The organism is Streptomyces sp. NPDC044003 (assembly GCF_056435185.1).
Genome location: NZ_JBWKFA010000011.1, coordinates 72,274 through 85,394, shown reverse-complemented (window position 1 = coordinate 85,394; position 13,121 = coordinate 72,274). Strand labels below are relative to the sequence as shown.

Below are 13,121 nucleotides of genomic sequence, written 5' to 3'. Positions count from 1 at the left end.
AGTCTATTTGAGGAGTTTCGACAGGCGGCGGTCGGCGAGGACCTTCCCTCCGGTCTGGCAGGTGGGGCAGTACTGGAGGGAGGAGTCGCTGAAGGAGACCTCGTGGATGGTGTCGCCGCAGACCGGGCAGGGTTCGCCGGTGCGGCCGTGGACGCGCAGGCCGCTCTTCTTCTCGGCCTTGAGCTTGCCGGCGGCGAGGCCGTGGGAGCGTTCGACGGCCTCACTCAGGGTGGTGCGCATCGCGGTCCAGAGGGCCGTGGTCTCCTCCGGCGTGAGGTTCTGGGTGGGTTTGAACGGGGACATCTTGGCGGCGTGCAGGATCTCGTCGCTGTAGGCGTTGCCGATGCCGGCGATGAGGCTCTGGTCGCGCAGGGCTCCCTTGATCTGGCGCCGTTCCCCGGCGAGCAGGGCGGCGAACTCCTCGGGGCCGAAGTCCTCGGCGAGCGGGTCGGGGCCGAGGCGGGCGACGCCCGGCACGTCCTGGGGGTCGTGGACCAGGTGGACGGCGAGGCGTTTGGTGGTGCCGGCCTCGGTGAGGTCGAAGCCGTCGCCTCCGGTGAGGGCGGTACGCAGCGCCAGCGGGCCCCTGCCGGGTTTCGGCGGTCCCGAGGGCAGCGGGTCCTGCCAGCGGAGCCAGCCCGCGCGGGCCAGGTGGATCAGGAGGTGGAGTTCGCCCGCGGCTCCGTCGGTGGTGAGGTCGAGGAACTTCCCGTGCCGGCCGACCGCGGTGAACTCGGCGCCCTCGACGACGTTCAGCGGCGGGTCGTACGTCTTGAGGACGCTGATCGCGACGGGCAGGACACGGGCGATCTCCTTGCCCACCAGGTGCGTGTCGAGGAACGCGCGGAGCGCTTCCACCTCGGGGAGTTCGGGCATGGCTCCACCCTGCCGCACCGGGGATCGGGGCGCGCGGCAGACAGGCCCTAGGCTTGCGACGTGCGTGTACTGCTCGTCGAGGACGACGAAGACCTCCGGTTCGGGGTGGCCGCCGCTCTGCGGGCCGCCGGGCTCGCCGTCGACGAGGCCGCCGATCTGCCCCGGGCCGACGAGGCGCTGTTCGTCACTGCGTACGACTGCGCGGTCTTCGACCGGATGCTGCCGTCCGGGGACGCCGCCGCCTATGTCGACGGGTTGCGGCGCTCCGGGCGTCACGTGCCGGTCCTTTTCCTGACCGCGCGGGACACGGTGGCGGACCGGGTGGAGGGCTTCGCGAGCGGCGGGGACGACTACCTCGTCAAGCCGTTCGCCGTGCCCGAGCTGGTCGCCCGGGTGCGCAGCCTGTGCCGCCGGTCGGCGGTTGTACGGCCGCCGGTGCACCGCGTCGGCGATCTGGAGATCGACACCGCCCGCCGGCACGTGCGCCGCGCCGGGGTGCTGCTCACGCTCACGAGCCGGGAGTTCGCGGTCCTCGAGGTCCTCGCGGCCCGCTCCGACCAGGCGGTCTCCCGCGCCGAGCTGATCGAGAGCTGCTGGGACGAGATGGCCGAACCGCAGTCGAACGTCCTGGAGGTCCTCGTCTCCCAGCTCCGCCGCAAGCTCGGGGAGCCTTCCCCGATCCACACGGTGCGCGGGGTCGGCTACCGGCTCGCGCCGCCGCCGTCCCACGGCGCGCGGTGAGGCCGGCGCGCTTCGGGCTGTCGCGGAGCCGGCCGCCCGGCCGGTCGCGGCCGCTCACGCCGACGGCCCGGGTGCTGCGGCTGCGCCGGCGGATCAGTCTGCTGTTCGCGCTGACCAGCGCCGTGGGGCTGGTCGCGATGGCCGTGCTCGCCGTGCGCAGCGACAGCGGCCGCTGGCGGGAGCAGCTCGATCACACGATGGACGCGGACACCAGCTGGGCCCTCGGGCTCCTGGAGACCGACGAGGACGGGCGGCTCGTCCTGGATGTCCTTGCGGACTCGGTGGACACCGCGTGCCCGCCGCTGACCGTGCTCCTCGTGGACGCGGACGATCCGGACGCGCTGACGGTCGAGCACGCGCCGGCGAAGCCGTGTCTGACCGTGAGCCGGGCCGTGGTCCTGGACGCGGGCCGTGCGGCGGTGCGGGCCGACGGCGTACGGGCCTTCGACGGGCGTACGACGGGCGGCGACCCGGTCCGCGTGTTCGCGCAGCCCTTCTACGCGCCGGAGGCGGCCGACGACGCGGTGCCGCAGGGCGCGCTCGTGACGGTGGCCGACGCGACCGCCCCGCAGGACGACCACCGGCGGCTCGTGTGGCTGGTGGCGGGCGGCTGCGCGGTGCTCGTCCTGCTGTCGGCGGCGGTCGGCCACGTCCTGTCGGGACGCGCGGTCCGCCCCGCGCTCGCCGCGCTCGACCGGCAGGAGGCGTTCCTCGCGGATGCCGCACACGATCTGCGGACCCCGGCCGCCTCGCTCCGGACGCTCGCCGAGACGGCGCTGCGCGGCGAGACGGACAGCGCGGACGTGCACCGGCGCACGCTGCGGCTCGCGGAGGGGATGGGCCGGCTCGTCGACGGGCTGCTCACCCGGGCCCGCCTGATGTCCGGTACGGCCGCGGTGGCACGTCAGCCGCTGCGTCTGGACCAGCTGGTGGAGGCCGTGGTCGACGAGTCCGCCGGTGCGGGCCACCGCGTCCGGGTCGAGGCCGAGGAGACGGTCGTGGTCGCCGACCCCGATCTCGTACGCCGGGCCGTCGGCAATCTGCTGGACAACGCGCTGGCGCACGGCCACGCGCCGGGTGCTCCGGCGGACGTGCTGCTCACTGTGGGCGGGGACGGCACGCTGACGGTCGAGGACGCGGGCCCCGGCCTGCCTCCGGAGGTGGCGGGCGCCCTGTTCGAGCGGTTCCGCAGCGGAGCGGGCTCCACCGGCCTCGGTCTGTCCATCGCCTCCTGGGTGGCCCACGCGCACGGCGGGACCCTCACGGCGGGGCGGTCGGCGGCGGGCGGGGCGCGGTTCGTGCTGCGGCTGCCGACGTCGGACTGACCGAGGCCCCGTGCGCGACGGACCGACCGAGGCCACGTCCGGGACGGACCGACATCGGACCGACCGAGGCCACGTCCGCGACGGACCGACATCGGACCGACCGAGGCCACGTCCGCGACGGACCGACATCGGACCGACCGAGGCCACGTCCGCGAGGGACCGTCCTCAGCAAATCCTCAGCATCCTTGCGTGATCCTTCCCCGGACCGACCACTCAGGGGAGTTTCCGTGTTCCGCTCCACCGCCCGCCGCCGGGCCCTCGTCCTCGCCCTCGCCGTCCTCGGCACCACCTCCCTGGCCGCCTGCACGGCGGGACCCGGCCAGGACGGCAACGGGAACCGGGCGCGGCCCTCGGCCGTCGCCGACCCGGCGGCCCGTCCCGACCTGCGGCGCTTCTACGGCCAGAAGCTCGCCTGGCGGCCCTGCGGCGACGTCCAGTGCGCGACGCTCACCGTGCCCAGGGACTACTCCCGTCCCGGTGACGGCAAGACCTTCGTGCTGCCGGTGGCGAAGGCGGCCACCGCGCTCCCGGGGAAGCGGGTCGGCTCGCTCGTCCTCAATCCCGGCGGCCCGGGCGAGCCCGGCGCGAAGCTCGTCCGGGACGGCGTCGCCGAAGAGATCGGCCGGGGCGTGCGCGAGCGGTTCGACGTCGTGTCCTTCGACCCCCGTGGTGTCGGCGGGAGCAAGCCGGCCCTGACCTGTCGCACCGCGGGCGGGACCGAGGCCGCGGACGAGACACCGCTCCACCCCCGTACGGACACCGAGCGCGCCGAGGCCCTCGCGGGTGCCCGGGCGCAGGCCGCCGCCTGCCGGAAGGCCAGCGGCCCGCTGCTGCCGCACGTCGGGACGGAGGACGCGGCGCGGGACCTGGACGTGCTGAGGGCCGCCCTCGGCGAGCGCAGGCTGACGTACGTCGGCTGGTCGTACGGCACGAGCCTGGGCACCTCGTACGCCGAGCAGTTCCCCCGCCGCGTACGGGCGATGGTCCTGGACGGCGCGGTCGACCCGTCGCTGGACTGGCGGCAGCGCGCACTGGGCCAGTCGACGGGGTTCCGGGACGCGGTCGAGGAGTACGCCGACTCCTGCGCCGAGGTCGTCGGCGAGGGCTGCCCCGGCGCGTCGCCCGAGGAGATACGTGCCCTGATCGACCGGCTCTTCGAATGGACGCGGCGCGAACCGCTGACGGTCGACGGCTCCGAGGACGGTCTCGACACGACCGGCCTGGTCGACGCGCTCAGCCTCTCCATGTACACGCCGGAGGCGCAGTGGAAGGGCCTGTCCGAGGCGCTGCGCGCGGCGGGGGACGGGGACGGTACGAAGCTGGCGGCCCTGGCGGCGGGCGAGGAGGAGCCGCCGGACGCCGATGCCGATGCCGATGAAGCCACGGACTCCGACTCCGACTCCGCGGAAGGCTCCCCCGAAGCCCCCGAAGCCCCCGCGAGCGACGTTCCCGAGGACAACAGCGAGGCGGCCCTCATCGCGGTCAACTGCCTCGACGTCCCCCACCCCCACGACGCACAGGCCTACTGGGACGCACTGGCCCCCGCCGACAAGGCCGCGGGGGTGTACGGCACGTCCGGTGTGACGAGCGAGCTGGTCTGCAAGGACTGGCCGGCCGGCACCCAGCGCCCGCACCGGGTGCGGGCGGCGGGCGTCCCGCCGGTCCTCGTCGTGGGCACGGAGGGCGATCCGGCGACGCCGTACGAGGAGGCGGTGAGCCTGGCGCGCCAGTTCCCGGGCGGCATGCTGCTGTCCTTCCGGGCCCCCGGTCACACCGGGTACGGCCGCGACGCCTGTGTCGACGAGAAGGTCGAGGCGTACCTGGTCTCGCTCACGAAGGTGCGTCCCGGCACTACGTGCGCGCCGTAGCGTCCGGCGGGTCGAGCAGGTCGAGTTCGGCGGTGAGCGCGGCGGCGAGCGCGGCGAGGTCGGGGACGGCCGCGCCGTCGGCGACGAGGCCGATGTGGACCCGGCCGCCGTACGGGGACATGGCGATGGCGAGGGACTGGCCCCGGGCGAGCGGGGCCATGGGGAAGAGCGCGTGCAGCGGCGCGCCGCCGAGGGAGAGCGCGGAGCGCGGCAGCGGCACCTGGGTGATCAGGAGGTCGAAGAGGAGCCGGGCGGCTCCGGCGGCGAGGGGGGCGCCGAAGCGGTGGGCGAGCGGGTGCAGTTGGTCGGCGAGGAGGGCGACGGCACCCGCTCCCCGGAAGGGTCCGGCGGCCTTGTTGCGGTCCATGGCGGTTCGGACGGCGGCGAGCCGGGCGGCCGGGTCGGGTTCGGTGACCGGCAGGTCGAGGAGGTAGCCGGAGAGGCTGTTCCCGGGTCCGGCCGGGCCGCCGGGGCGGCGGCGGGAGACGGGGACGAGCGCCCGGGGGTCGGCGTCGGGCATGGGCTGGTCGCGTCCGTCGAACCAGCGGCGCAGGGCCCCGGCGACGAGTGCGAGGAGGACGTCGTTGGCGGTGCCGCCGGTGGTGCGGCGGATCCGGTGGACGCGGTCGAGGGGCAGGGTGGCGGTGGCGATCCGGCGGGTGCCGCTGGAGTCGGCGGCGAGCGGGGTGGTGGGGCGCGGGTCGAGGCGGCCCGCGCGGGCGACGGAGGAGCCGAGGACCGAGGCGCCGACCTCGACGGCCCGGCCGAGGTCGCCGAGGCGGTCCCGGGCGATGCCGAGGAGGCGGCCGGGGCCGGGGAGCCAGGAGCGCGGGGGGACGGGGCGGGCGCGGCCCGAGGGGCGTCGTCCCGCGGCGATCTCGTCGAAGATCCCGGCCCCGATGGCGACGGCCCGCATGCCGTCGGCGAGGGCGTGGTGGAGTTTGACGAGGACGGCGAAGGAGCCGTCGGGGGCGCCGCTGAGCAGGTACATCTCCCAGGGCGGGAGGCCTCGGGCGACGGGGCGTTCCATGAGTTCGGCGGCGAGCCGGGCGGTCTCGGCGGGGAAGTCGGTGCCGGGGAGGGTGATCTCGTGGACGTGCCGGCGTACGTCGAAGTCGGGGTCGGCGCTCCAGGCGGCGCCGCCGACGGGGAACAGGACGTCGCGGACGCGCATCCGGAGGCGGGGGACGGCCGCGGCGCGCCGGGCGAGGAGTCCGAGGATGTCGGCCGGTTCGTTCCCGGCGGTGGTGGGCGGGGGTCCGAAGTGGGCAAGGGCCCCGAGGTGCAGGGGGTGTTCGGTGGATTCGAGGTGCCAGAAGGCCAGGTCCAGGGGTGCCAGTAGCTCGCTGCTCACATTGTCCTCTTGTCCTGCGCGGTGAGACCGGTGGCCGAAGTCAATCGCGTACCGTCAGTTACGGTCAAGTACGATCAGTTCACGCTCAGTTAACAAGTTCAGCGCTCCACGGTGAACTCGCACCACACGCACTTGCCGCCGCCCCGTGGCTCCACGCCCCACGCGTCGGAGAGCCGGTCGACCAGGAGCAGCCCGCGACCGGACACGCCCGCGTCCCCGGCCTCGCGGCGCCGGGGCAGGGCGCTGGACCGGTCCTCCACCTCCACCCGCAGCCTCCGCGGGGGCCCGGTGAGGATCCGCAGGGTCACGATCGCCCCGCCGTCGGTGTGCATCAGGGCGTTGGTCATCAGCTCGTCGGCGACCAGTTCGATCTCGTCGGCGCGCTCCCCCGCTCCCCAGGCCCGGACGGCGGCCCGGATCATGTGCCGGGCGGAGCTCAGCGCCTCCGGGTCGTTCTGGGCGACGTGCTGCTGGAAGCGGCCGGTGCCCTGCGGGTGGTACGCGCCGTGGCGGCGCAGCAGCAGGATCGCGACGTCGTCCTCGCCGCCCCGCTCGGCGACGACGTCGCACAGGTGGTCGGCGAGGTGCTGGAGGTCGGCGGGGCCGCGCCGGACGAGCGAGGAGAGCCACTGGAGGCCCTCGTCGAGGTCGGCGCCGGGTTTCTCCACGAGCCCGTCGGTGTAGAGCATCAGCGTCTGGCCGGGGTCCAGCTCCAGGGTGGTCACCGGATAGTCGAGGCGGCCGAACTCCGCGGAGAGCCCGAGCGGGAGACCGCCCTCCACCGGGAGTCTGCGGCAGCGCCCGTCGACTTCCCGGATCAGCGGGTCGACATGGCCGGCGCGCACCACCTGCACGACCCCGGTGTTGAGGTCGACCTCCGCGTAGGTGCAGGTGGCGAAGCGTTCGGTGTCGAGTTCGTGCAGGAAGACGGAGGCCCGGGCCATGACCGTCGCCGGGGGGTGGCCCTCGGCGGCGTAGGCGCGCAGCACGATCCGCAGCTGGCCCATGACGGCCGCCGCGTGGGTGTCGTGGCCCTGCACGTCACCGATGACGCAGCCGACCCGGCCGCCGGGCAGTGCGATGACGTCGTACCAGTCGCCGCCGATGTCCCGGCCGAGGCGGGCGGAGCGGTAGCGGACGGCCGTCTGTGCGCCGGGCACCTCGGGGATCCGGCGCGGCAGCATCGCCTGCTGGAGCCCTTCGGCGAGGTCGTGCTCCTGCTCGTAGAGCATGGCCCGCTGGAGGCTCTGGGCGATGCTGCTGCCGAGGGCGACGAGCAGGGTCCGCTCGTCCTCGCTGAAGCCGGTCTTGTCGCTGTAGAGCAGGCCGAGCGCGCCGATGGGTCGGGCCTGGGCGATGAGCGGCAGATAGGCGGCGGCGGTGATGCCGAGGCCGCTGATGTGCGGCCAGAGCACCGGGAAGGAGTCGGCGAAGTCCCGGGCCGAGTCGATGAACCGGGGGCGCAGGGTCCTGATGACCTCGCTCATCGGGTACGGCTCGTCCACCCGGGTGAACCGGGTGCCGGGGACGAAGGCGCCGTCGGGCCCCTCGGCGACGAGATGGATGCGCCCGGCTTCGAGGAGGCCCATGACGAGACTGGCCGCGCCGAAGTGTTCGAGCGCGTGCGAGTCGTTGAGCAGGTCGATGACGTCCTGCACGGTCCGGGCGTAGGCGAGGGCCGCCGTGGTGCCCTCGACGACCCCGGCGCGCTTTCTGCGCCCTTCGTCGAGGCCGAGCCGGGCCGCGGACTCCGTGAGTTCATGGGTGGCGTCGCGCAGGACGCCGACGATGCGGACGGGCCGGCCGGTGTCGTCGCGGTGGACGAGGCCCTGGGTGTGCGTCCACTGGTGGCTGCCGTCGCGGCGCCGGATGCGGAAGTACGCGCCGTACTGCTCGCTGCCGTCCTTGAGCGCCTGGGCCACCAGGGTGTCGAGCCGGCGGCCCTCGTCCGGCAGCACCCGCGGGCCCAGGCTATCGGGCCGCCCGTCGTACTCGTCGGGGTCCATGTCGAAGACGTCGAGGGCGGCGTCGTCCATGGCCATGGTGCCGGTGAGCAGGTCCCAGTCGAAGCCGCCCATCCGGAAGACGGAGCCGTAGTCGGCCAGGATCCGCGTGCCGGTCCCCGGCCCCTCCGGCGCACGGCCGAGCCGCGCGATCGCCTCCCCGCCCCCGCTGCCCGCATTCATGGGGCCACGCTAGGCGCAGCCCCGCCCGGCCGCACCAGGAAGATCCGTTTCACCCTTGGAAGGTCTCCGGCTGGTCGGGCACCGCACCGGCCGGGAAGAGCTCGTCGGGCGGCAGTTCGCCGTCGGGGACGGTGGGGGGTTCCGCGAACGGGTCGGGGAGGGGTTCGGTGTACGGGTCGGGGTACGGCTCCGCGGAGGGATCGGGGGCGGTCGGCGCCGTCGGATCGGTGCCGGTGCCGCCTGTCCCGGACGGGTCGGGGACGTCCTGGCGCGGGGTCGTGGGGGCGGGCCGGAGGGGGTCCGGGGAGCCGGGCGGGGGCGGCACGGGCGCCGGGGAGGCGGGGTCCGGGGAGATGGGGTGGCCGGGGGCGGTCGGGTCGGGCGTGCCGGTACCGGCGAGGGCGCAGGTGTCGGGGTCGCAGGCCGGCTCCACGTCGGGCTTCCGGTCCTCGGCCCCGTCGGTGCCGGTCTGCCGCTCGATCCAGGTGTGGTCGGTGGTGTTCACGATGACCAGGCTGGTGACGACGGAGCTGGTGGGGCGGACGGTGATCACGCGGTCGGGGTCGAAGCCGTCCCAGGCCTCGCCCTGGTGGATGCCGCTCCGGTCGGCGGCGGGGCTGCGGAGCGGGTTGCCGCAGGCGCAGCGGACGCGCGGGGCGCCGTACTGGTCGACGAGGACCGACGTACCGGTCTGCAGGACGGCCTGGAAGGCGCGGGGCTTGCCCTCCCGGTAGCCGTGGTTCGTGACGCGGGTGTCGGCGCGCAGGGCGACCGGGGTGAGCCCGCGGAGCCAGTCGGTGAGATGGGACTCGGGGATGCCGGCGGCTTCGGCGAAGGCGTGTGCCTTCTTCCGGTCCGCGGCCAGGAGGGCGACCTGCCGTTCGACGTCGCAGCTGCCGACCGCGCGCGTGCCGCCGTAGAGGCCGGGGGTGGAGCCGGTGACCTCGCGGACCTGTTCGGTGGCCTCGTCCGGCTGCCGGTTGGGGGCGGCGGGCGGTGCGGTGTTCCGGACGGTGGATTCGGTGAAGGGGTCGGGGCCGTGGGCGCCGAGCGGCTGGAGGAAGACGTCCTCCTGGACGGGGGCCGCGGCCGGTTCGCCGGCGGCGCCCTCCCACACGGAGGAGCAGCCCGTGAGCAGCAGGGCGGAGACGAGCGGCGCGGCGGCGAGACCGGTTCGCCGCGTCCGGCGGAGGGATGAGCGCACCTGGTTCTCCCGACTTTCTCTCTCCGGGCCCGGCGCCCGGTTTGCGGCCAGTCCCTCATGTCTGTCGCAGTGCGTGCGGGCCCGCAAGCGGAGCGCAGCCGACCGGGTTCGCCGACCGAAGACTTGAACACGTTCAAGAAAGGCCCTACGCTCGACTCGCCGGTTGAACATGTTCAAGTGGGGGTGCTGGCGTATGACCGTGCTGTCGGTCCTGGTGAGTTCGGTCGTGATGATCGGCATGTTCTGGGTCGTACCGACGGGGCTCTCGCTCCTCGACGGCCCCCGGCCACCGGCCTGGGAGCCGCTCCGGCGCGCCTGGCCCCTGCTCGCCGTCCCGGGAGCCCTGGCTCTCTGGCTGCCACGGTCCGGACTCTCCACCGCCCTCGCCGCCGTCTACGCCCTCGCCACCCTGGCGCTCGCGCTCCAGGCCCCCGCCCGGCTGATGCTGACCCGCTCGCTCCGGCCGAGCGAGATCGCCGTCCTCTCCGCCCTGGTGGCGCCGTCCGTCGCCGGTCTGGCGCTCGTCGCCGAGCGGGCCTCGTACCCGCTGTTCGGCTTCGACCTGGACCTCCTCGCGCTGACCGTCCCGCACTTCCACTTCGCCGGCTTCGCCGCGGCCCTGGTCGCCGGGCTCGTCAGCCGTACCTCCGACGGTCCCGCCGCCCGCATGGCCGCGCTCAGCGTCCCCGCCGGCACCCTGCTCGTCCTGCTCGGCTACTTCGTCGACGACTGGGCCGAACTCGCGGGGGCCGTCGTCCTGACGGCCGGCATGGCCGCGGTCTCCGTGCTGACCCTGCGCGAGCGCCGCGAGCTCGCCGCCGACCGGTTCACCCGGGGCCTCCTCGCCGTCTCGGCCCTGGTCCTCGTCGTCACCATGCTGCTCGCGCTCAGCTGGGCGCTCGGCGAGGCGACCGGGCTCCCGCACCTCTCCCTGACCTGGACGGCCGCCACGCACGGCCTGGGCAACGCCCTCGGCTTCGCCGTCTGCGCGCTCCTCGCCCGGCGCCGCCTGCGGACCGACCGCACGATCCCGACCCGCCCGACCCGCCCGACCCGCCCGCGAACGGAGCTCCCGGTATGACCCGCCTGCTGAACAGCCTCTCCCGGCCCGCCCACCGCCGACCGGGCCTCAGCTACCCCGAGGTCGGCGCCACCCGCACCCCCGAAGCCCTCCCCGCCGGCTACCACCATCTGCGGCACAGCACGGTCGTCGGCCACGGCAGGGCCGCCTTCGAGACGGCCGGGGCGGCCGTCACCACCTGGCGGATGCACCGCGCCTCCGGGGCGGGCGTCCACGCCGACGCCGACCGGGCCGAGCCCGGCGTCCGCCTGGAGGTGTCGCTGGGCGCCGGCCCGCTCCGGTTCGGCGTCCCCTGCTCGGTGATCTGGACGGCGTACGAGGAGGACCGCATCGGCTTCGCCTACGGCACCCTGACCGGGCACGCGGAGTGCGGCGAGGAGTCCTTCGTCGTCACGCTCGAGCCGGACGGCGCGGTCCGCTTCACGGTCACCGCCTTCAGCCGGCCCGCCACCTGGTACACCCGGCTCGCCGGGCCCGTGGTCCCACGGCTCCAGCACGCGTACGCCCGCCGCCTCGGCCGGACCCTCGCGCGTCTCGTCAGGACGTGATCCCGGGCCGATACTGGTAGCGATGGAGTGGTTCACCGCACCCGACCTGTGGCTGAGCCGGATCGTCTTCCAGCGGGGCCTCGCCGGGCTGTACTGCGTGGCGTTCCTGTCGGCAGCCCTCCAGTTCCGGGCGCTGATCGGCGAGCGCGGCATGCTCCCCGTACCGGAGTACGTGCGCCGGACCCGCCCGCGCCACACCCCCTCGCTGTTCCACTGGCGCTACTCCGACCGCCTCTTCGCGACCGTCTCCTGGTCCGGCGCCGCCCTCGCGCTCGCGCTCGTCGCGGGCGCCGGGGACGCCGTGCCGCTGCCGGTCTCGATGCTGCTCTGGCTGGTCCTCTGGGGGCTGTACCTGTCGATCGTGAACGTGGGCCAGACCTGGTACTCCTTCGGCTGGGAGTCGCTGCTCCTGGAGACCGGGATGCTCGCCGTCTTCCTCGGCAACGACGACACCGGCCCGCCCGTCCTCGTCCTGTTCCTGCTGCGCTGGCTGCTCTTCCGGGTCGAGTTCGGCGCCGGGCTCATCAAGATCCGCGGCGATCCCTGCTGGCGGAACCTGACCTGCCTCTACCACCACCACGAGACCCAGCCGATGCCCGGCCCGCTGAGCTGGTTCTTCCACCACCTGCCCCGCCCGCTGCACCGGGTGGAGGTGGCCGCCAACCACTTCGTCCAGCTGGTCGTCCCGTTCCTGATCTTCGCCCCGCAGCCGGTGGCCACGGTCGCGGCCGGACTGATGGTGGCGACCCAACTGTGGCTCGTGCTCTCTGGCAACTTCGCCTGGCTGAACTGGCTCACGATCGTGCTCGCGCTCTCCGTCGTGGACGCCTCCCCGGTCGTCGGCGAGCACCCCCAGCCGGATCCGCCGCTCTGGTACGTGGTCGTGGTGGTCGCGGTGACCGCCTCCGTCCTGGTACGGAGCTACCGCCCGGCGCGCAACCTGCTCTCCAAGCACCAGGCGATGAACCGCTCGTACGACCCGTACCACCTGGTCAACAGCTACGGCGCCTTCGGCACCGTCGGCCGGATCCGGGACGAGATCGTCATCGAGGGCACCGACGAGCCGGTGCCGCATCCGGGCACGGTGTGGCGGGAGTACGGCTTCAAGGGCAAGCCGGGCGATCCGCGCCGACTGCCCCGGCAGTTCGCCCCGTACCACCTCCGGCTCGACTGGCTGATGTGGTTCGCCGCGCTCTCCCCCGGGTACGCGCGCGAGTGGTTCGGGCCCTTCGTCGAGCGGCTGCTCGACAACGACCGGGACACCCTGCGGCTGCTCGCCCACAATCCGTTCCCGGACGCGCCGCCGGCCCTCGTCCGCGCCCGGCTCTACCGCTACCGGTACACGACCTGGCGCGAGCTCCGGGAGACCGGGGCCTGGTGGCACCGGACGCTGGTACGGGAGTACCTGCCGCCGATCCGCCTGCGGGAACCGAGCGGCACCTCCCGCTGAACGCACCGGTGCCCCCGGACCGCGAACGGCCGGGGGCACCCGGGGTGAAGCACAGGGATCAGTCGATGCCGGGCAGGATGTGGGGCTCGGCGAGGTCCTCCTCGTAACCCGCGAGCCGGATCGGGGCCGCGTGGGCCCACACGTCGAGGCTGCCCAGCTCGCCCTTGCGGCGGGGCCGCTCGTTGCGTTCGGCCGGCCGCGGTTCCTGCTTCGTCAGTTCGGGTGTCACCGCGCACTCCTTTGTGTCGCGTCAATGGGAACAAGTGCCGGGCGGTCGCGGTGGCGCCGTTGGTGGCGGGACCGCGGCCTTGGTGGCAGGCCAGTCCCAGGAAGGCCGTGAGGAATGTGTGTCTCCTCGGTGGCCAACCGTGTGCCTCACATTAACCAAATGAGCACGCCCGCGCTCTACCGGGCTCCAAAGTGTGATGCGATCGAGTGAACGGAGCCGAAAAACGCCCCACCAGGCCGGTGGGGCGCTCTTGTCAGGA

The 13,121-nt window shown here is 74.2% G+C and carries 11 protein-coding genes; 6 read left to right on the top strand and 5 right to left on the bottom strand.

Annotated elements, in window-relative coordinates; all coding sequences use genetic code 11:
• Window positions 1–3 precede the first annotated feature (3 nt).
• Window positions 4–876 (bottom strand): Fpg/Nei family DNA glycosylase, encoded by an 873-nt coding sequence (locus tag AC07AW_RS33490; protein WP_478819233.1) that lies wholly within the window; start codon window positions 874–876, stop codon window positions 4–6.
• 60 nt (window positions 877–936) lie between these two features.
• Between AC07AW_RS33490 and AC07AW_RS33485 the strand changes: the two genes are divergently transcribed.
• From AC07AW_RS33485 to AC07AW_RS33475, 3 genes are all read left to right on the top strand, one after another.
• Complete coding sequence (locus tag AC07AW_RS33485; protein ID WP_478819232.1) at window positions 937–1,617, top strand: response regulator transcription factor; 681 nt, start codon at window positions 937–939, stop codon at window positions 1,615–1,617.
• The gene (locus tag AC07AW_RS33480) at window positions 1,614–2,942 is read left to right on the top strand and encodes a sensor histidine kinase (protein ID WP_478819231.1); all 1,329 of its coding nucleotides are present in this window, start codon (window positions 1,614–1,616) and stop codon (window positions 2,940–2,942) included. Before AC07AW_RS33485 ends, AC07AW_RS33480 begins: the two co-directional genes overlap by 4 nt.
• Before the next feature lie 227 nt (window positions 2,943–3,169).
• Window positions 3,170–4,810, top strand: coding sequence for an alpha/beta hydrolase (locus AC07AW_RS33475; RefSeq protein WP_478819230.1), 1,641 nt, complete (start codon window positions 3,170–3,172; stop codon window positions 4,808–4,810).
• Here the strand turns inward: AC07AW_RS33475 and AC07AW_RS33470 are convergent.
• The 3 genes from AC07AW_RS33470 to AC07AW_RS33460 form a co-directional block, all read right to left on the bottom strand.
• Window positions 4,794–6,164 (bottom strand): wax ester/triacylglycerol synthase family O-acyltransferase, encoded by a 1,371-nt coding sequence (locus AC07AW_RS33470; RefSeq protein WP_478819229.1) that lies wholly within the window; start codon window positions 6,162–6,164, stop codon window positions 4,794–4,796. The two genes, AC07AW_RS33475 and AC07AW_RS33470, sit on opposite strands and share 17 nt — an antisense overlap.
• Before the next feature lie 98 nt (window positions 6,165–6,262).
• Window positions 6,263–8,242, bottom strand: a complete 1,980-nt coding sequence (locus AC07AW_RS33465; protein WP_478819356.1) for a SpoIIE family protein phosphatase — start codon at window positions 8,240–8,242, stop codon at window positions 6,263–6,265.
• A gap of 157 nt (window positions 8,243–8,399) precedes the next feature.
• Window positions 8,400–9,554 (bottom strand): DUF6777 domain-containing protein, encoded by a 1,155-nt coding sequence (locus AC07AW_RS33460; RefSeq protein WP_478819228.1) that lies wholly within the window; start codon window positions 9,552–9,554, stop codon window positions 8,400–8,402.
• A gap of 202 nt (window positions 9,555–9,756) precedes the next feature.
• Between AC07AW_RS33460 and AC07AW_RS33455 the strand changes: the two genes are divergently transcribed.
• Genes AC07AW_RS33455 through AC07AW_RS33445 form a run of 3 tightly spaced genes read left to right on the top strand, consistent with a single transcriptional unit; the run spans window position 9,757 to window position 12,633 of the window.
• Window positions 9,757–10,635 carry a YndJ family protein gene (locus tag AC07AW_RS33455; RefSeq protein WP_478819355.1) on the top strand — a complete coding sequence of 293 codons (879 nt, stop codon included), beginning with the start codon at window positions 9,757–9,759 and terminating at the stop codon, window positions 10,633–10,635.
• Entirely contained in the window at window positions 10,632–11,183 is a 552-nt protein-coding gene (locus AC07AW_RS33450; protein WP_478819227.1) for a DUF1990 family protein, read from the top strand. The genes AC07AW_RS33455 and AC07AW_RS33450 overlap by 4 nt, the downstream gene beginning before the upstream one ends.
• 22 nt (window positions 11,184–11,205) lie before the next feature.
• The gene (locus AC07AW_RS33445) at window positions 11,206–12,633 is read left to right on the top strand and encodes a lipase maturation factor family protein (protein WP_478819226.1); all 1,428 of its coding nucleotides are present in this window, start codon (window positions 11,206–11,208) and stop codon (window positions 12,631–12,633) included.
• A gap of 58 nt (window positions 12,634–12,691) precedes the next feature.
• Here AC07AW_RS33445 and AC07AW_RS33440 read toward each other — a convergent pair whose 3' ends face one another.
• Window positions 12,692–12,862 carry a hypothetical protein gene (locus AC07AW_RS33440; protein WP_329853465.1) on the bottom strand — a complete coding sequence of 57 codons (171 nt, stop codon included), beginning with the start codon at window positions 12,860–12,862 and terminating at the stop codon, window positions 12,692–12,694.
• Window positions 12,863–13,121 lie beyond the last annotated feature (259 nt).